The 18341-nt window shown below is 73.6% G+C and carries 18 protein-coding genes and 1 tRNA gene; 13 read left to right on the top strand and 6 right to left on the bottom strand.

Going from position 1 to position 18341, the window contains the following annotated elements; all coding sequences use genetic code 11:
- Window positions 1-16 precede the first annotated feature (16 nt).
- The 3 genes from DRV84_RS07545 to DRV84_RS07535 form a co-directional block, all read right to left on the bottom strand.
- On the bottom strand, window positions 17-928 hold the full coding sequence (locus tag DRV84_RS07545) for a methylenetetrahydrofolate reductase (RefSeq protein ID WP_115979282.1): 912 nt from the start codon (window positions 926-928) through the stop codon (window positions 17-19).
- A 3-nt stretch (window positions 929-931) separates the two neighbouring features.
- Window positions 932-2251, bottom strand: coding sequence for a glycine cleavage T C-terminal barrel domain-containing protein (locus tag DRV84_RS07540; protein ID WP_115979281.1), 1320 nt, complete (start codon window positions 2249-2251; stop codon window positions 932-934).
- 61 nt (window positions 2252-2312) lie between these two features.
- The gene (locus DRV84_RS07535) at window positions 2313-2783 is read right to left on the bottom strand and encodes a c-type cytochrome (protein ID WP_115979280.1); all 471 of its coding nucleotides are present in this window, start codon (window positions 2781-2783) and stop codon (window positions 2313-2315) included.
- 288 nt (window positions 2784-3071) lie between these two features.
- Here DRV84_RS07535 and DRV84_RS07530 point away from each other — a divergent pair, with 288 nt between their 5' ends.
- Both DRV84_RS07530 and DRV84_RS07525 read left to right on the top strand, forming a co-directional pair.
- Window positions 3072-4688: an ABC transporter substrate-binding protein gene (locus DRV84_RS07530; protein WP_239995018.1), complete on the top strand. Its 1617-nt coding sequence runs from the start codon at window positions 3072-3074 to the stop codon at window positions 4686-4688.
- Between the two features lie 46 nt (window positions 4689-4734).
- On the top strand, window positions 4735-5424 hold the full coding sequence (locus tag DRV84_RS07525; protein WP_239995017.1) for a vWA domain-containing protein: 690 nt from the start codon (window positions 4735-4737) through the stop codon (window positions 5422-5424).
- Between the two features lie 12 nt (window positions 5425-5436).
- Here the strand turns inward: DRV84_RS07525 and DRV84_RS07520 are convergent, their stop codons facing one another.
- The 3 genes from DRV84_RS07520 to DRV84_RS07510 form a co-directional block, all read right to left on the bottom strand.
- Window positions 5437-5982, bottom strand: coding sequence for a hypothetical protein (locus tag DRV84_RS07520; RefSeq protein ID WP_115979278.1), 546 nt, complete (start codon window positions 5980-5982; stop codon window positions 5437-5439).
- Window positions 5983-6005: 23 nt separating this feature from the next.
- A complete protein-coding gene (locus tag DRV84_RS07515; RefSeq protein WP_115979277.1) occupies window positions 6006-6491 on the bottom strand; it encodes a hypothetical protein in 486 nt (161 codons plus the stop codon).
- A gap of 303 nt (window positions 6492-6794) precedes the next feature.
- Window positions 6795-7931: a zinc ABC transporter substrate-binding protein gene (locus DRV84_RS07510; RefSeq protein ID WP_115979276.1), complete on the bottom strand. Its 1137-nt coding sequence runs from the start codon at window positions 7929-7931 to the stop codon at window positions 6795-6797.
- Between the two features lie 95 nt (window positions 7932-8026).
- Between DRV84_RS07510 and DRV84_RS07505 the strand changes: the two genes are divergently transcribed.
- The 11 genes from DRV84_RS07505 to DRV84_RS07455 all read left to right on the top strand — a co-directional run bounded on the left by DRV84_RS07505 (window position 8027) and on the right by DRV84_RS07455 (window position 18197).
- The gene (locus DRV84_RS07505) at window positions 8027-8503 is read left to right on the top strand and encodes a transcriptional repressor (protein ID WP_115979275.1); all 477 of its coding nucleotides are present in this window, start codon (window positions 8027-8029) and stop codon (window positions 8501-8503) included.
- Window positions 8500-9258 carry an ATP-binding cassette domain-containing protein gene (locus DRV84_RS07500; RefSeq protein WP_115979274.1) on the top strand — a complete coding sequence of 253 codons (759 nt, stop codon included), beginning with the start codon at window positions 8500-8502 and terminating at the stop codon, window positions 9256-9258. Before DRV84_RS07505 ends, DRV84_RS07500 begins: the two co-directional genes overlap by 4 nt.
- A complete protein-coding gene (locus tag DRV84_RS07495) occupies window positions 9240-10034 on the top strand; it encodes a metal ABC transporter permease (protein WP_115979273.1) in 795 nt (264 codons plus the stop codon). The genes DRV84_RS07500 and DRV84_RS07495 overlap by 19 nt, the downstream gene beginning before the upstream one ends.
- Before the next feature lie 229 nt (window positions 10035-10263).
- On the top strand, window positions 10264-11919 hold the full coding sequence (locus tag DRV84_RS07490; RefSeq protein ID WP_115979272.1) for an ABC transporter ATP-binding protein/permease: 1656 nt from the start codon (window positions 10264-10266) through the stop codon (window positions 11917-11919).
- Window positions 11916-13625 (top strand): amino acid ABC transporter ATP-binding/permease protein, encoded by a 1710-nt coding sequence (locus tag DRV84_RS07485; protein WP_115979271.1) that lies wholly within the window; start codon window positions 11916-11918, stop codon window positions 13623-13625. Before DRV84_RS07490 ends, DRV84_RS07485 begins: the two co-directional genes overlap by 4 nt.
- 59 nt (window positions 13626-13684) lie before the next feature.
- Window positions 13685-15295 (top strand): cytochrome ubiquinol oxidase subunit I, encoded by a 1611-nt coding sequence (locus DRV84_RS07480; protein ID WP_115979270.1) that lies wholly within the window; start codon window positions 13685-13687, stop codon window positions 15293-15295.
- A gap of 5 nt (window positions 15296-15300) precedes the next feature.
- Entirely contained in the window at window positions 15301-16461 is a 1161-nt protein-coding gene (cydB, locus tag DRV84_RS07475; protein ID WP_115979269.1) for a cytochrome d ubiquinol oxidase subunit II, read from the top strand.
- Window positions 16462-16473: 12 nt separating this feature from the next.
- Complete coding sequence (gene cydX / locus DRV84_RS07470) at window positions 16474-16602, top strand: cytochrome bd-I oxidase subunit CydX (protein WP_115979268.1); 129 nt, start codon at window positions 16474-16476, stop codon at window positions 16600-16602.
- Between the two features lie 122 nt (window positions 16603-16724).
- Window positions 16725-16800, top strand: a tRNA-Thr gene (locus DRV84_RS07465).
- Between the two features lie 65 nt (window positions 16801-16865).
- Entirely contained in the window at window positions 16866-17183 is a 318-nt protein-coding gene (locus tag DRV84_RS16230; RefSeq protein WP_420852969.1) for a DUF6538 domain-containing protein, read from the top strand.
- Between the two features lie 348 nt (window positions 17184-17531).
- A complete protein-coding gene (locus DRV84_RS07455; RefSeq protein WP_115979266.1) occupies window positions 17532-18197 on the top strand; it encodes a hypothetical protein in 666 nt (221 codons plus the stop codon).
- Window positions 18198-18341 lie beyond the last annotated feature (144 nt).

Genomic DNA, 18341 nt, shown 5'->3' with positions numbered 1-18341 from the left:
GGCGCCCGCGCCCCCCTCACCCGTGGCCCAGAAGCCGGGCGATCGCCACGGGGAGCGGCCAGCGGTTCATGGTGTAGACGTGGAGCGCGGGCGCCCCGTAGGCGATCAGGCGGCGCGCCTGTTCGAGCGTCGCCGCGGCGGCGAGCGCGGGGGCGACCTCCGGCTGCGCCTCGCCCTCGCGGAAGAGCCGGTCGAGCCAGTCGGGCACCGTGGCGCCGTTGGCGCGCGCGAAGCTGCGCACGCGGGTCCAGCCCTCGAGCGGCATCAGCCCCGGCACGATCGGCGCGTCGATCCCGCGGCGCGCGCAGGCGTCGAGGAAGCGCCCGTAGAGCGCCGGGTCCAGTACGAACTGGCAGTAGGCGACGGAGGCCCCGGCGTCGAGCTTGCGCTTGAGGTGGTCGATGTCGGCCTCGGGCGAGGTCGCCTCGGGGTGGGTTTCGGGGTGCGCGGCCACCGAGATCTCGAAGTCGTGGCGCGCGCTGAGGGCCGCCACGAGGTCGGAGGCATGCGGAAAGCCCGGCGGCAACGGCCCCTGCACCGCCCGCGGCCGGTCCCCCCGGAGCGCTAGGATGCGCCGGATGCCGGCCTGCCGGAGCCGGTCGGCGGTCTCGAGCGCCTGCGCCTTGGAAAGCCCGAGCGCCGTCAGATGCGCGGTGACCGGGCGGCCGGTGCGCTCGGCCACGGCGACGGCGGTGTCGTGGGTGCCGGTGCGCGTGGTGCCGCCGGCGCCCATGGTCACCGAAAAGCCGTGCTCGGCCAGCGGCGCGAGGTGATCCGCCGCCTCGAGGACGGCGGTGCGGCGCGCCTCGGTGCGGGGCGGGAAAAACTCGAAGCTGAGCGGCACGGCGCCGCCCGACTCCGCGAGCCGCCGGAGAAGCGCGTCGGTCGGCTGCGACGCGCGCGCGGCGGGCGCCTGATCCTCGGCCATGTTTCAGACCGACCAGTCGCGGCCGTGCTCGCGCGCCTGTTCGCGCGCGCTGGGATGCGCCGAGGGGCGGAAGGGCACCGGCACCACCTGCGCCGGCACCGCCTCACCGGAGGTGTCGGTGTAGCGGTCGGGCAGTTCCACCCGCAGGTCCGTACCGAGCCCCGAGAGCGCCCATGGCACGTAGCCGAGCGCGATGTTGTGGCCGAGCTCGGGCGACCACCACGGCGAGGTGACGTAGCCCACCCGCGCGCCCTCGGGCGTGGCGATGAGCCAGAAGTCGGGCGCGTAGTCGGTGATCGGCTGGCCGCCCATGGCGAGCCCGACGAGCTTCAGGCTGAAGGGATAGCGCCCCGCGTCGATCTCGGCGCGCTGCGCCTCGAGCGCGGCGCGGCCGATGTAGTCGGCCTCCTTCTTGCGCGGCACCTGATAGGCGAGGTTCACCTGAAAGGGCGAGGTCTCCACGTCCATGTCCTGCCCCCACGACAGGATCCCGGCCGCGATGCGCCGGTGATGCGCCGGCGCGATGACACGCAGGCCGTAGCGCGCGCCCTGCCCGCGCAGGGCGTACCACACCGCCTCGGCGTTCAGCGTCGCGTCGCGCACGAAGATCTCGTAGCCCTTCTCTCCGGAAAACCCTGTCTGGCTGACGACGACGGGGCAGCCGGCGAGCTCGGCCTCCATCAGCCCGTAATAGGGCATCTCGCGGATCGCCGCGCCGAAGAGGTCGGCCATGAACTCCTCCGAGAGCGGTCCCTGCACCTGCAGCGGCGCCACGTCGAGCTCGGCGATGTCCACGTCGTAGCCGAGCCCGACGTTCACCCCCTGCAGCCAGAGCAGGAGGTCGCTGTCGGAGGCGGAGAACCAGAACTCGTCGTGATCGAGGCGCAGGAGGACGGGATCGTTCAGGATGCCGCCCGCCTCGTTGCAGAGGATCACGTATTTGCCGTGCATCGGCGCGATCTTCGTGGCGTCGCGGGTGATGACGCGATCGACGAAGGCCTCGGCGTCGGGGCCGCGCACGCGGATCTGACGCTCCACCGCGACGTTCCAGAGCGTGACGCGGTTCACCAGCGCGTCGTATTCCGCCATCGCGCCGCCGTCCTCGGGGCGGATGTAGCCGCGCGGATGATACATCCGGTTGTAGACGGTCGCCCGCCAGCACCCCGCCTCGATCGACAGGTGCCAGAAGGGCGATTTGCGCACCCGGGTCGAGATCAGCATCTGCACCGGGGTCGGTCCCGACTGTCGCAGGTTGACCGGGATCAGCCGGTCGGACTGATCGACGTCGGGAACGTTCGGGTGCTGGCGCGCCGTGGGTGTCATGGCCTCGTCTCCGCTCAGGTCGCGGGCGGGCGCGGTGGCGGTCGTGGCGCGCGGAGCGCCGTCAGTCCGTCGCGGCGTCCTCCCTCTCCTGTATCGATTGCAGATAGTGCACCAGCGCGTAAACCCGGTTTCTGACGCGCAGGCTGTTCAGCTCGTCCGGCCCGCGCTCGGTCAGCTCCTCGATCATGTAGCGCTCGCCCCAGACGGGCATCCGGCGTGGCCCGTGCGCGGCGACCTCCTCGCGCCCGTCGATCACCGCGAAGACGTGCTCGAGCGGAAAGACCCCGCCGTTGCGCGCGGCGAGCTGCGTCAGGTCGCCGGGATCGACGCCGCGGAACACCCGCGTGAGAAAGCCCGCGCCCGTGCCGTCCGCGCCGTGGCACGACGCGCAGGAGTTCAGGTATTCCCGCGCGCTGGGCTCGACCACCACAGGCCGCATCGGCTCGGGGCGTTCCTGCGGCCCCTGCGCCGCCGCCGGCGCGCCGAGCGCCGCGAGAAGCGCCGCGGCGCGGGTTGTCCTTGGTGCGATCATCTCCGCCTCCCTCGGTCGCGGCCGGACGGCCCGGCCGTCCCCGAAGATCGCGGAGCCCCGGCGCCGCAGCATTGACGCCGGGCAACAGGGGCGAGGCGACGGTTGCCTCACGCTGTTACGCATTATTTAATGGTCCACGCCGCGATCGGCCGGCAGAGACCCGGTCCGCAGACACGAGAGCACACGCGGCCCGCCGGCGCCCGAGGCGCCATTTCCCACGACACCGGAGACCCTCCCCGAATGACGTCCCCCGAGTCCCGCCGCGGCTTCGTTCACCCCGCCGCCGAAATGCACGCCCGCGAAGTCGCCGAGGGCCGCCTCTCCCGGCGGGAGTTCCTGACGCGGGCCACCGCGCTCGGCGTCGCGGCGCCCACCGCCTACGCGCTGATCGGCCTCGACGCGCCCGCCGCCGCGCAGCCCGCCAAGCGGCAGGGCGGCACGCTGCGCATCGAGAGCACGGTCAAGGCCCTCAAGGACCCGCGTAGCTACGACTGGCCGCAGATGTCGAATTTCACCCGCGGCTGGCTCGAGTATCTCGTCGAGTACAACCGCGACGGCAGCTTCCGGGGCATCCTGCTCGAATCGTGGGAGGTCAACGACGACGCCACCGAATACACGCTCAACGTCCGCCCCGGCGTGACCTGGAACGACGGGCGGCCCTTCACCGCCGAGGACGTGGCCTACAACATCCGCCGCTGGGCCGAGCGCGAGGTTGAGGGCAACTCCATGGCGAGCCGGGTGTCCTCGCTGATCGACGACGAGACCGGCGTGGCGCGCGAGGGCGCGATCGCGGTGGTGGACGACCTGACGGTGCGCCTGTCGCTCAATCAGCCCGACATCACGCTCATCGCCGGCTTCTCCGACTTCCCGGCCGCCATCGTGCCGCAGGGCTTCTCGGGCGACCCGCTGGAGAGCCCCGTCGGCACTGGCCCCTACCTGCCCGGCGAGTTCCAGGTGGGCGTGCGCGCCGTTCTGGTGAAGAACCCGGACCACGACTGGTGGGGCGAGGGCGTGATCGGCGAGGCCGCGCTCGACCGGATCGAGTACATCGACTTCGGCACCGATCAGGCGGCGATCGTCGCCGCGGCCGACTCGGGCGAGGTGGACATGCTCTACGAGAGCCTCGGCGAGTTCATCGAGATCCTCGACGGCATCGGCTGGGTGAAATCCGAGGCGGTGACGGCGAACACCCTCGTCATCCGCACCAACCAGACCGCGGTCGTGGACGGCGTGACGCCCTACGCCGACCGGCGTGTGCGCCGCGCGCTCGCGCTCGCCGTGGACAATTCGGTCTGCCTGTCGCTGGGCTATTCGGACCGGGGTACCGTGGCGGAGAACCACCACGTCTGCCCGATCCACCCGGAATACGCCGACATCGGCCCGTCCGAGTTCGACCCGCAGGCGGCGCGCGCGCTCATGGAGGAGGCCGGGATGGCCGACTTCGAGCACGAGCTCATCTCGATCGACGACGACTGGCGGCGCAACACCTCCGACGCGGCGGCGGCGCAGCTCCGCGACGCAGGGATTCAGGTCCGGCGCACGATCCTGCCCGGCTCGACCTTCTGGAACGACTGGGCGCAGTATCCCTTCTCGGCGACGGACTGGGCGCAGCGCCCGCTCGGCGTGCAGGTGCTCGGCCTCGCCTATCGCTCGGGCGAGCCCTGGAACGAGACGGGCTTCTCCAACCCGGAGTTCGACGCGGCGCTCGCCGAGGCGCTCTCGATCGCCGACGCCGACGCCCGGCGCGAGGTGATGGCGCGGCTCGAGACGATCCTGCGCGACGAGGGCGTCGTCATCCAGCCCTACTGGCGCTCGACCTTCCGCCATTACCGCGAGGGGGTGATCGGCGCCGAACAGCACCCCACCTTCGAGATCCATGTCTACAAGCTGGGGCTCGCGGCCTGAGCGCCGCACCGGCCGGCCGCGCGCCCGCGCCGTCCTCGCGGGGGCCGTGGCCGGCCTGATCGCGGGCGGGTCGCCGCCCGCGGCCGCGCCGGGCTGCGCGGCCGACGCCATGCTCGTCTTCGACGGCTCGGCGAGCATGGCCGAGGTCGCCTACGACATCACCGAGGCGCCCCGCATCGAGGAGGCGCGCGCCGCCCTGCGCCGGGCGCTGCCCGGCATCGCCGCGGTGCGCGACGTCGGGCTTCTCACCTACGGGCCGGGCGGGGCCGATTCCTGCACCGGCATCGCGCTCCGCGTCCCGCCCGGGCCACGGACCGCCGGCGCGGTGATCGCGGCGGTGGAGGCGCTGGAGCCCGGCGGCCTCACGCCCCTCGCGGCCTCGGTCGAACGTGCGGCAGAGGCGCTCGACTACCGCGCGCGGCCGGGCGTCGTCGTGCTCGTCACCGACGGGGACGAGACCTGCGGCGGGCGGCCCTGCGCGCTCGGCGCGCGGCTCGCGGCCACGGGCGCCGACCTGCAGGTGCACGTCATCGGCTTCCGCATCGTGGACGACATCTTCCGCTGGAACAGCCCCGAGGCGGAGGGCTACGCCGGCCCCACCGTCGCCAAGTGCCTCGCCGACGCGACCGGGGGGCTCTACGTCTCGACCCGCACGGTCGACGAGCTGGTGCGCGCGCTCGAGCGCACGCTCGGCTGCCCGGTCATCGGCGCGGTGGAGGCGCGGCGGCGGGGCTGAGGGCCGGCCCGCTCAGTGCAGCACTCGAACCGGTGCGGGGGCGCGGGCGGCCTGGCCCTCGGCCGCGCGGTGGCGCGCGGCGAAGGCGAGGGCGGCGGCGATCAGCCCCGGGTCGGCGCGCCCCTCGGCGAGCCCGGCGATCTCGCCGCGCGCGGCGCCGGTGCGCTCGCGCCGCATCGCCGCGATGAGCCGCATGAGCCCCGCCTCGTCCGCGGTCACGCGCCCGCGCACGGCCAGCGACAGCGGATCCATCACCGCGAAGGGCGCGCGCCGCGTCTCGGCCAGCGCGTCGAGCACCGGAAGCAGCCCGGTGACCACCTCCGGCCCGCGCGCCGGGCCCCAGCGCTCGGTCGCGATGGCGAAGGCGTGGCGCCACGACTGCCCTTCGGGCGCGGCGAAGCTCAGGCAGACGTGGCGCAGCACGGCGAGCACCCCGGTCTCGAAACCGTCGAGGCCGAGGCTTTCGACCGGCGCGGCGGTCGCATCCTCGGTCACCCGGACGAAGACGGGCGTGGCGGGCCGGGGATCGGCGGCGCGAGGGTCGGTATGGGTGGTCATCGGCGGGCTCCTCGGCGCGGGCGTCAGGCGGGATCGGAAACGGGCGCCGGCGCGCGGAGGCGCGCCGTCTCGGCGAGCACGGAGAGCGCGGCGGCCACCCGGCCGCCGCCGTTGCCCTCGCAGAGCAGATCGGCATGGGCGCGCGCGGCCTCGTCCCGGCCGGCGGCGGCTGCGCGCAGGGCGGCGATCAGCAGCCGCTCGTGCCCGGTGACAGCCTCGGCGCAGTCCGGGCAGTCCGGCGTGTTGAAGCGAAAGCCCGAGGCGCGCGTGCGGCGCAGCACCTGCAGCGCGGCGAGCGCGGCGACGGCGACATGCGGGCCGCGCGCCTCGCCGAAGGCGTCGAGCGCGGCGCGGATCGCCGTGACCCAGCCCTCGCGCGCCGGGGCGGCGAAGCTCACGCAGTAGTGGCGCAGGATGTCGAGCACGGCGCGCTCCGGGGCGTCGAGCCCGAGGGCGGCGACGGGCGTGCCGCGCTCGGCCGGGGAACAGGATGGGGTGTCGTGCGGCATCGCCGGCGTCTCCTCTCGGTCGCGGTCCGGGCGCCGATGCGGCGCCGGAGGGGGATCGACCTGGCGAGACGGCGTCGGCTGGGCCTGACACCATTCCTGACTAATTCAGTCGAAAAAATCAACCCCGATGTGGCGGGGCGCTCCCGCGCGCCCCGCGCGCCCCGGGCGCCGCTCCGCGCAGCCCCGAAGGGACCGCGCGGCGGGGCCCTGCCGACACGGCGTTGGGCCTTCGGTCGCCCGGCCCGCGGAGCGAAGGCCGCGGCGTCCGCGGGCGGGCGGGACGGCCCGCCCGCCGCGCCGCACTCACCCGCAGCGCGCGACGGAGTCCGCGACAGAGCGCAGCAGCGCCGGGTAGAAGTCCGGGCCGGGGGCGATCTCGGTGCCCATCGGGTCGATCACCGAGATCTCGGCCTCGGTCCCGGAAAACACCGCCTCGAGGACGCCAGGCGCGAACTGCGGCTCGGCGAAGGCGCAGTCGATGCCGCGCGCGGCGACCATCTCGCGGAGCTCGGCGATTCGCGCGGGGCTCGGGTCCGTCGCGTCGCTGAGCGAGATCGCCCCCGCGGCGCTCAGGCCGAAGCGCGCCTCGAAGTACTGGTAGGCGTCGTGAAAGACGACGAAGGAGAGATCGCCCATGCCGTCGAGCCGCGCCTCGATGTCGGCCACCGTGGCGTCGATCTCCGCCTTGGCGTCGGCGGCGTTGGAGAGATAGGTGCCCGCGTTCCCCGGATCGGCCCGCGACAGCTCCGCCGCGATCACGTCGAGCCACGCCTTGCCGTTCGCCGGGTCGAGCCAGGCGTGCGGGTCCGTCCCGGTGTGATCGTGGGCGTGCCCCTCGTCGTGGGCATGCTCCTCGTCGTGGGCATGCTCCTCGTCGTGCGCATGGTCCTCGTCGTGGGCATGGTCGTCATGGGCATCATCGTCGTGCCCGTGGTCCGCGTCCTCGTGGTCTCCGTGCGCGTGCTCTCCGCCCGCGTGATCCTCGTGCCCGTGCTCTCCGCTCTCGTGCTCCTGCTCGTGGTCCTCGTGCTCATGCCCGTGCGCGTCCTCCCCCGTGCCGTGGTAATGGGCCGCGAAGGTCGCGCCGGTGCGGAAGGGGCGCGTGCGCGTCTCGTCCTGCGCGAGGAGCGCGAGCCGCGCCGCCTCCGGCGCGAGCGTGTCGAGGGAGCGGTCGAGCCACGGCGTCAGCTCCGGCCCGATCCAGACGACGAGATCGGCGTCCTGCAGCGCCCCCGCCTCTGAGGGGCGCAGCGCGTAGCCGTGCGGCGAGGCGCCGGGGCGCACGATCAGCTCGGGCTTGCCCACGCCCGCCATCACCTGCGCGACGAGCGAGTGGACCGGCGCGATGTCGGCGGCGACCTTCGGCGGCTCGGCCCGCGCCGGCAGCGCGGCGAGGGAGGCGGCCCCCGCGAGGGCGAGCGTCACGGCACGGATGGACATGGGTGACTCCTGTAACTATGTAACACTCTGAAAGGCACATAAATGAAACACTATATCATTGCAACCCGATATCGGACCGTGCGAGGACCACGCCCATGACCGGCTTCGAGACGCATGATCACGGCGACTGCATCGCGCGCGGCCTCGCGCAGGCGGAGCGCTATTGCGCGGCGCAGGGCCTGCGGCTCACGCCGGCGCGGCGCCGCGTGCTCGAGATCCTGCTCGAAGAGCACCGCGCGATGGGCGCCTACGAGATCCTCGACCGCCTGCGCGCCGAGGGGCGCGGCGCGCAGCCCCCTGTGGCCTATCGCGCTCTCGAGTTCCTGACGACGCACGGCTTCGCGCACCGGATCGAGCGGCTGAACGCCTTCGTCGCCTGCACGCACGCGCAGGACCGGCATGCGCCGGCCTTCCTGATCTGCCGCGCTTGCGACCGGGTGACCGAGGCGGAGGTCGCGCCCACAGCCGGCGAGCTCGGCCGCGCGGCGGAGGCCGCCGGCTTCACCATCGAGCGCACGGTGCGCGAGGCGGTGGGCCTCTGCCCCGCCTGCGCCGGGGCCGGCCCGGCATGAGCGCGGCGCTCCTTTCCACCGAGGGGCTGAGCGTCGGCTACGGCGCGACGCGCGTGCTCGAGCATGTCGATTTCCACATCGACCGGGGCGAGATCGTCACCGTGGTCGGACCGAACGGCTCGGGCAAGTCCACGCTCCTGCGCGCGCTGATCGGTGGGCTCGCGCCCGACGCGGGGCGGGTGCGCCGCGCGCCGGGGCTGCGCATCGGCTACGTGCCGCAGAAGCTCGTCCTCGACCCCACGCTGCCGATGACCGTGGCGCGCTTTTTGTCGCTGCCGCGCCGGGTGGCGCCCGCGGCGACGCGCGCCGCGCTCGAGCAGGCGGGCGTGCCGGGGCTCGAGCGCCGGCAGATGGCCGCGCTCTCGGGCGGGCAGTTCCAGCGCGTGCTGCTGGCGCGCGCGCTTCTGGAGGACCCCGACCTCCTGATCCTCGACGAGCCGACCTCCGGCCTCGACCAGCCGGGGGCGGCGGCCTTCTATCGCCGGATCGAGACGCTCCGGGCCGAGACGGGCTGCGCGGTGCTGATGGTGAGCCATGACCTGCACGTGGTGATGGCGGCCTCGGACCGGGTGGTCTGCCTGAACGGGCACGTCTGCTGCGAAGGCACGCCGCAGGTGGTGGCCGCCGCGCCGGACTATCGCGCGCTCTTCGGCGAGGGGACGGCGGGCACGCTCGCGCTTTATCAGCACCACCACGACCACCGGCACGAGCCCGAGACCATCGACGAGGCGGCGCCATGCTCGACGACTTCCTGACCCGCGCGGCGCTCGGCGGCGTGGGCACGGCGCTCGCCGCCGCGCCGCTCGGCTGTTTCGTGGTCTGGCGGCGCATGGCCTATTTCGGCGACGCGACGGCGCATGCCGCGATCCTCGGCGTCGCGCTCTCGCTCGCGCTGGCGCTGCCGATCTTCGCCGGCGCGCTCGTCGTCGCGCTCGTCATGGCGGGCGCGGTGACGGCGCTCTCGGGGCAGGGCTACGCGATGGACACGCTGCTCGGCGTGATGGCGCATGCGGCGCTCGCCGTGGGGCTCGTGGCGGTGTCGTTCCTCGAGAGCATCCAGCTCGACCTGATGGCCTATCTCTTCGGCGACATCCTCGCCGTGTCGCGCGCCGATCTCGCGGTGATCTGGGGCGGCGCGGCGCTCGTGGTGGCGCTGGTGGCGTGGCGCTGGCAGGCGCTTTTGACCACGACGCTGAACCCCGATCTGGCGCGGGCCGCGGGCCTCGACCCGCGGCGGGAGGAACTCGTGCTGACGCTCGCGCTCGCGGTGGTGGTCGCGGTGGCGATCAAGGTGGTCGGCGTGCTGCTGATCACGGCGCTCCTGATCATCCCGGCGGCGACCGCCCGGCCCTTCGCCCGCACGCCCGAGGGGATGGCGGCGCTCGCCGCCGGGATCGGCGCGACCGCGGCGCTCGGCGGGCTCGCGGCCTCCTATCATCTCGACACGCCCACCGGCCCGACCATCGTGAGCGTGGCGGCGGCGATGTTCGTCGGCGCCACGAGCGTGTCGCGGGTCGTCGGACGGGTGTGAGGCGCGCCGGCGGTCGGGCGCCTCGGCGGCTTCGAAGCGCGCGGGGATGCGATGCTGCCGAGTGGCGCAGGGCGCCCCGCGCTGTCCGGCCGGCGTCGCGCGCGGGAGGCGCCCCGACCGGACGCCGGTCCCCGGATCGCGCCATCGGGCCGCCTTGCGGGCGCCCGTCGCATTGCACAGCCCCGGTCCGGGGCGCTACCTGCGCGGGACGGACTGGCAGGTGCGGACGATGGCGGACGGCGACAGGTTGCAGCGACTGGAGGTGCGGGCGGGCGCGCCGCTCAGGGGCGGGGGGTGGCTCCTCGCCGTGGCCGGTGCGCTCTGGTTGGTGCAGGCCTTCGCCGCGGCGCAGGCCGTCGCCGCGTGGATCGGGGGCGCGGGCGGCGCCGGGCTCGGCTGGGCCGCGGGGTTCGTGGGCGCCGGGCTCCTGCGCGCGGGGCTCGAGCACGCGGGCGGCGGGCTCGTTCATCGCGCCGCCGACCGCGCCGTGGCCGCGGAGCGCGCCGCGCTTCTCGAGCGGGAGGCGCGGCGGCCCGAGGGCGGGCCGGCCTCGGCCGAGGTGGCGGCGCTCGCCACGCAGAAGCTCGCCGCGCTCACGCCGTATCTGACGCGCTACAAGCCCGCGATGCTGCGGGTGCGGCTGATCCCGCCGCTGATCCTCGCCGCGAGCCTCTCGGTCTCCTGGGCGGTGGCGCTCGTCCTCTTCGTCGCGGGGCCGCTGATCCCGGTCTTCATGGCGCTCGTCGGCATGGCCGCGCGCGAGGCGAGCGAGAAGCAGATGGCCGAGATCGGCGACATGAACGCGCTCCTGATCGACCGCATCGCCGCGCTGCCGGACATCCGCCTGCTGGACGCCACGGCGCGGGCCGAGGCGGATTTCGCCGCCCGCGCCGAGGGGCTGCGCGCCCGGACGATGGCCGTGCTACGCGTGGCCTTCCTGTCGTCCACGATCCTCGAGCTCTTCTCGGCGCTGGGCGTCGCGCTGGTCGCGGTCTACGTCGGCTTCACGCTGCTGGGCGAGATCGGGATCGGCCACTGGGGCGATCTGACGCTCGCGGGCGGGCTCTTCGTGCTGCTGCTCGCGCCGGAGTTCTTCCAGCCGCTGCGCGACATGGCCGCCGCCTGGCACGATCGCGCCTCGGCCCGGGCGGTGGCGGGCGAACTCGCCGCGCTGGAGGAGGATCCGCGCCCCGCGATCCTCGGCCGGGGCGAGGCGGCCGCGCCGCTCGACGGGCCGGCGACGCTGCGGCTCGAGGGCGCGGCGGTGGCGCGCGGCGGCGCGCCGGTGGCGCTGCCCGATCTCGCGGTCGCGCCGGGCGAGGCAGTGGCGCTCACCGGGCCGTCGGGCGCGGGGAAGTCGTCGGCCCTGATGGCGGCGGCGGGGCTCCTGCCGGTCGAGGCCGGGCGGATCGAGGTCGCGGGCCGGACGCTCGACGCCGCCACCGCCGACGCCTGGCGCGCGCGCGTCGCGCTGGTGCCGCAGGCGGTGCATGTGCCGGACGTGACGCTGCGCGCCTTCCTCGACCCGGCGGGGCAGGGGGGCGACCCGGCCCCGGCGCTCGCCGCCGCGGGGGCCGAGGGCGTGGTTGCGCGCCTGCCCGAGGGGCTCGACACGCGCCTCGGCGAGACCGGCGCCGGCGTCTCGGGCGGCGAGGCGCGGCGGCTGCTCGTCGCGCGGGCGATCCTCTCGGGCGCGGACGTGGTGCTCGCCGACGAGCCGACGGCCGATCTCGACACGGACACGGCGCGGCAGGTGATCGCGGGGCTTCAAGCGCTCGCCGCGCGCGGCGCGACGCTTCTGGTGGCGACGCACGACCCGCGGCTGATCGCGGCGATGGACCGGGTCGTGGAGATGCCCGGCCGGGCGGCGGAGGGCGCGGCATGAGGCGGCTGATCGCGGTTCTTCGCCTGACCTGGGGCGCGGCGCCCTGGGCGATGTGGCGCGGCGCGGCGCTTTCGGTCGCGGTGCTCGCGATGGGGGTCGCGCTCCTCGGCCTTTCGGGGTGGTTCATCGTGGCGACGGGCCTCGCCGGGCTCGCAGGGATCGGCATCGCCTTCGACGTGTTCCGCCCCTCGGCCGGCATCCGCTTCCTCGCCCTCGGCCGCGCGGCGAGCCGCTACGGCGAGCGGCTGCTCACCCACGACGCGACGCTGCGGGCGCTGGCGGCGCTGCGCCTCGACCTGATGCGGCGGCTGGCGGCGCGGCCGGTGGCGGCGCTGCAACGGCTGCGCGGTGGGCCGGAGCTCACCCGGATCACGGCGGACGTGGACGCGCTCGACGGGGTGGTGCTGCGCCTCGCGCTGCCGGTGCTCGCGGGGGGCGTGACGCACGCCGCGGCCTTCGCGGCGCTCTGGTGGCTGGTGGCGCCGGCGGTCGCGGCGGCGGTGGCGGCGGGTTACCTCCTGGGCGCGGCGGCGATCCTCGCGCGGGTGGCGGCGGTCAGCCGCGCGCCCTCGGCCGAGGCGGAGGCGGCGACGCAGGAGCTGCGCCGCGGCGTGATCGACGCCTTCCGCGGGCAGCGCGACCTGCTGGTGCAGGGGCGCATGGGCGCGCGGCTCGCCGAGCTCGCGGCGCTCGAGACCCGCGCGCGGCGGGCGGAGGACCGGCTCGACCGGATCGACCGGGCGTCGGGCTTCGCCCTCGCCGCGGTCGTGGCCGGGGTGGCGGGCGCGGCGCTCGCCCTCGGCGGCTGGCTGGTCGCGGGGGACGCGGTGGCGCCCGCGCCGGCAGCGATCGGCTTCTTCGTGGCGCTCGCGCTTTCAGAAACGGTGCTGCCGCTGCGCAAGGGGCTGGCCGAGATCGGGCGGATGCACGACGCCGCGGGCCGCGTGATGGCGACCGAGCCTGCCGCGGGCCGCCGCGACGGGCCGGCGCCCCGGCCGGAGGCGCCGCGGGGGCTCACCTTCGAGGGCGTCGCGGTGGCGCGGCCGGGGGGCGGCGCGCCGCTTCTCGCCGGGCTCGACCTGCGCGTGGCGCCGGGAGAGACGGTGGCGCTCTCCGGACCGTCCGGCTCGGGCAAGTCCACGCTCCTCGCCGTGGCGGCGGGACTCGCGGCGCCGGAGGCGGGGCGCGTCCTGCTCGACGGGCACCCGGTGGACGATTGGCCGGAGGCGGCGCTGCGCGCGCGGCTGACGCTGGTCCTGCAGCGCGCGGCGCTGGTGGCGGGCACGATCCGCGACAACCTCGCCCTCGCGGCCCCCGGGGCCGGGGACGCCGAGATGCGCGCGGCGCTCGAGGCCGTCGCCCTCTGGCCCGTGATCGCGGCGAAGGGCGGGCTCGACGCGACGCTCGGGGAGGGGGGCGCGGGCCTTTCGGGCGGCGAGGCACGGCGGCTGGCGCTGGCGCGGGCGGCGCTGCGCCGGCCCGCGGTGCTGCTGCTCGACGAGCCGACCGAGGGGCTCGACGGCCCGCGCGCGGAGGAGGCGCTGCGCGGCCTGCGCGCAATGCTGCCCGAGGCGGCGATCCTCACCGCCTCGCACCGCGCCGAGGAGCTTGCGACAGCACACCGCACCCTCGATCTTGGAATATACATCTCAAAAACAGCATCCGTTTGCCCCACATCAAACCGGCGACTCGCGGCCCGGGTGTAGCTCATCCGTAACCGGCATCTGCGGGAGAGCTTTCCCGCGACAGCAAAGAGGAGTCGGCGATGGAACTCGATGTGGTGGAGCTTTCGCGCCTGCAGTTCGCGGCGACGGCCATGTTCCACTTTCTCTTCGTGCCCCTGACGCTGGGCCTGTCGATCATCGTGGCCATCATGGAGACGGTCTACGTGATGACGAACCGTCCCATCTGGCGGCAGATGACCAAGTTCTGGGGCACGCTCTTCGGCATCAACTTCGTGCTCGGCGTGGCCACGGGCATCACGATGGAGTTCCAGTTCGGGATGAACTGGAGCTACTACAGCCACTACGTCGGCGACATCTTCGGCGCGCCGCTCGCGGTCGAGGGGCTGATGGCCTTCTTCCTCGAGGCGACCTTCGTGGGGCTCTTCTTCTTCGGCTGGGACAAGCTGTCGAAGGTGCAGCACATGGTCGTCGCGTGGCTCGTCGCGCTCGGCTCCAACTTCTCGGCGCTCTGGATCCTGATCGCCAACGGCTGGATGCAGAACCCGGTGGGCGCCGCCTTCAACCCCGAGACGATGCGCATGGAGATGACGAGCTTCTTCGACGTCGTCTTCAACGAGGTCGCGCAGGCGAAGTTCGTGCACACCGTCTCGGCGGGCTACGTCACCGCGGCGGTTTTCGTGCTCGGCGTCTCGGCGTGGTATCTGCTGAAGGGCCGGCACGTGGAGCTCGCCCGGCGCTCGATCACCGTGGCGGCGTCCTTCGGCCTCGCCGCGGCGCTCTCGGTCGTCGTGCTCGGCGACGAATCGGGCTACTCGGCCACCCACACCCAGAAGATGAAGCTCGCCGCGATGGAGGCGATGTGGGAGACCCACGAGGCGCCCGCGCCCTTCACCGCCGTCGGCCTGCCCGACCAGGAGGCGCGCGAGACGCACTACAAGGTCGAGATCCCCTGGGCGATGGGGCTGATCGGCACGCGCTCGCTGACGCACGAGATCCCCGGCATCAACGAGCTGGAGGCCGAATCCGCCGACCGCATCCGCGAGGGGCTGATCGCCTACGACGCGCTGATGGAGATCCGCGAGAACCGCGGCGCGGTCACTCCGGAGCTGCGCGAGCGGTTCGAGGCGCATTCCGACGACCTCGGCTACGCCTTCCTCCTGAAGCAATACGTCGAGGACCCGCGCGAGGCGACCGACGCGCAGATCGCCATGGCCGCCGAGGACACGATCCCGGGCGTCGCGCCGCTCTTCTGGGCGTTCCGCGGGATGGTCGCGCTCGGCTTCGCCTTCATCGGGGTGATGGCCTACTTCTTCGTGCAGGCCAACTTCCGCGGCATGCGCTTCCCGCGGCCGGCGCTCTGGCTCGCGGTGGCGATCATCCCGACTCCTTGGATCGCGGCGGAGCTCGGATGGTTCGTGGCGGAATACGGCCGCCAGCCGTGGACCGTGGACGGGGTGCTGCCCACCGCGCTCTCGGTCAGCCACCTCAGCGTTCAGGACCTGCTCATCACGCTCGCGGGCTTCGTGCTCTTCTACTCGGTCCTCTTCGTGATCGAGATGGCCCTGATGGTGAAATACATCCGCCGCGGCCCGGTCGAGGACGTGGAGGAAACCGAGAAATGGATGGAACGGCACACCCACCGTCTGCGCACGCATGACGGCAAGGGCCCGTTCGCGACCCCTGCGGAGTGACGGCCATGATCCTGCATGAACTGATCGATTTCGAGATCCTGCGCGTGATCTGGTGGGCGCTTCTCGGCGTGCTGCTGATCGGCTTCGCGCTCACCGACGGCTTCGACATGGGGGTGGGTGCGCTCCTGCCCTTCGTCGCCCGGACCGACACCGAGCGGCGCGTCGCCATCAACACGGTCGGCCCCGTCTGGGAGGGCAACCAGGTCTGGTTCATCCTCGGCGGCGGCGCGATCTTCGCCGCCTGGCCGCCGCTCTACGCCGTGAGCTTCTCGGGCTTCTACCTGGCGATGTTCGCGGTGCTCGCCGCGCTCATCCTGCGGCCCGTGGCCTTCAAGTACCGCTCCAAGCGCGCGGACGCGCGCTGGCGCCGGGGCTGGGACTGGGCGCTCTTCGTGGGCGGCGCGGTGCCGGCGCTTCTCTTCGGCGTGGCCGTGGGCAACGTGCTGCTCGGCGTGCCCTTCTACCTGACCGAGGATCTCTTCTCGGTCTACGACGGCAGCTTCTACGGCAAGTTCCTCGGCCTGCTGCGGCCCTTCGCGCTGCTCGCGGGGGTGGTCTCGCTCGCCATGCTCCTGATGCACGGCGCGGCGTGGCTCTCGCTCAAGGCCGAGGGCGCGGTGGCGGCGCGAGCGCGGCGCTACGGCACGGTCGCGGGGCTGGTCGCGCTCGCGGGCTACGCCGCCGCCGGCGTCTGGCTCGCCTTCGGGGTCGAGGGCTACCGGATGGTGGGCGAGGTCGTGCGCGACGGCCCCTCCAATCCCCTCTTCTCCGAGGTCGAGCGCGGGGGCAGCTGGCTCGCCGCCTATGCCGAGCGGCCCTGGATCGTCGTGGCGCCGGTGATGGGCTTTCTCGGCATCCTCCTCGCCGTCGCGGGGCTGCGCGCCGGGCGCGAGGTCTCGACGCTTCTCTGGTCGAAGATGGCGATCACCGGGATCATCGCCTCGGTGGGGCTGACGATGTTTCCCTTCATCCTGCCCTCGACCGTGAACCCGTCGAGCTCGCTCACCGTCTGGGACAGCTCGTCGTCGCACCTGACGCTTTTCGTGATGCTGGTGGCGACGGCGATCTTCATGCCGCTGATCCTCGCCTACACGGCGTGGGTCTACAAGGTTCTCTGGGGCAAGGTGACCGAAGAGGACGTCACCGGCCCCGGCCACAGCTACTGAAGGAGACGCGCCATGTGGTATTTCGCCTGGCTCCTCGGCCTGCCGCTCGCCGCCATGTTCGCCGTGCTGAACGCGATGTGGCTCGAGCTCCGCGAGGACTCGAAGCTCACCGAGGACGGCGAGGAGGACGGCATCGCCTGAGCCTCCCCGGCGGACGCGCGCCGCGGCCGGGCCGGACCCGGCCGCGGTCGCTCGTCCCTTGGCCGCGGTCGCGCACGACTTGCCTGCCCGCGGCGAAACGACTACCCCTTCTCGCGTGGCGCGCCGGTATAGCTCAGCTGGTAGAGCATCTGATTTGTAATCAGAGGGCCGGGGGTTCGAGTCCCTCTGCCGGCACCATCGCTCTCAGGTAACCTCCTGCTCTGCATCAGCTTTTCTTTGGCTGAGCAGAGGCGTAGTGTCGGATGGAGTACCACGCTGTCGCCGTCACATTTGTGGAGCAGGGGATCTACGACTTCGCGAGGAAGGTCCCGAACGACCTCCGTGACCACGACACGAGCGGCAGGATTTCGGTCTCGCTGCGGACACGGGATGTCGGTCGTGGCGCGGGCAAGGGCGGCCAGGGCTTCCGCAGCCACTCGATGAACGCTGGCACGTCCTGCGCATGGAGATCATGGACTTGCCGGGTCAGCACATGCGCCGCATCGGGCCGCAGACACCAGCGGCGGTGCCGATCGGGGTTTCCCGGCCGCAAGCTGCAGACGAGCCTGTACGCACCCTGAGTGAAGCTGTTGCGCTGTACCTCCGGCTCAAGGGCAACAACCTGCGACCTTCCACAGGGCCGGAGAGCGGTCGTGTGGCTACGTCATCGATGCCTGCGGCGAGACGAGGTGGTCCTGCGCCAGCGCGGAGGCGATGGCGGCGTCCCGGCCCGCGTGATCCTTGCCGAGGGGGATGACGACGTCGAAGATTGCGCGGACCCTCGTTGAGCTCGCCGCGTCCGCGGGCGAGCCGCGGCGCGAGTGTTCGCCTGTCCCGGCGCATCTTGCGAGCGCGTTCGGCGCGCGCCGCGATTGCGCCGCCGCGTCTGGGCGGCTATCGCTCCGGAACACGCCGGTCCGGAGGGTCTCATGCGCCGTCTCGTCGCCTCGCTCGCGCTCTGCGCCCTGCTCGCCGCCTGCGGCACGGCGGCCGATCTCGACGAGGCGCCGGTGCCGCTCGGGGACTTCCGCCTCGGTCACACGGTCGTCGTCGCGCCGAACCTGACGAAGGGGCCGCTCTCGCGCGAGGCCGACGTCGACGAATGGACCGCCGTCGTCCGCGCGGCGGTCGAGGATCGCTTCGGGCGCTACGAGGGCCCGCGCTACTATCACTTCGGCATCAGCGTGGAGGGCTACGTCCTCGCGCAGCCGGGCCTGCCGCTGGTGGCGAGCCCGCGCTCGGCGCTGATCCTGCGGCTGACGGTCTGGGACGACGCGGCGGGGGAGAAGCTCAACCCCGAGCCGCGCACCGTGACCGTGACGGAGGCGCCCTCGCCGCAGACGGTGATCGGATCGGGCCTCACCCAGGACCGCGAGACGCAGATGGAGAACCTCGCGATCTCGGCGGCGAAGGAGATCGAGCGCTGGCTTGTCCGGCAGAACCGCTGGGAGGGCTGGTTCGGCGGGCGCGCCGCGAACGGCCCCGGGCCGGAGGCCCCCGCGTCGGGGGACGGGGCGCCGGCGGAGGCCGCGCCGCAGGCCCGGCCAGCGGAGCTCGACGGCGCGGCGCCGGGCGCCGCCGGGACGGCGGGCTGAGACGCCGCGTCCGGCCGTTTCTTCGGCTTGATTTTCCCGCGACGACTCAATATTGGAGCGCGCGATATGCAACCCGGGCCGGCCGAGGCCCCCGAACCGCGAGGCGCCTGACAAGCGATGGCAAAGACGAAGTTCGAACGCAGC

This window comes from Rhodosalinus sediminis (assembly GCF_003385555.1).
Lineage (GTDB): Bacteria > Pseudomonadota > Alphaproteobacteria > Rhodobacterales > Rhodobacteraceae > Rhodosalinus > Rhodosalinus sediminis.
This window is presented reverse-complemented; position numbering and strand designations above follow the sequence as displayed.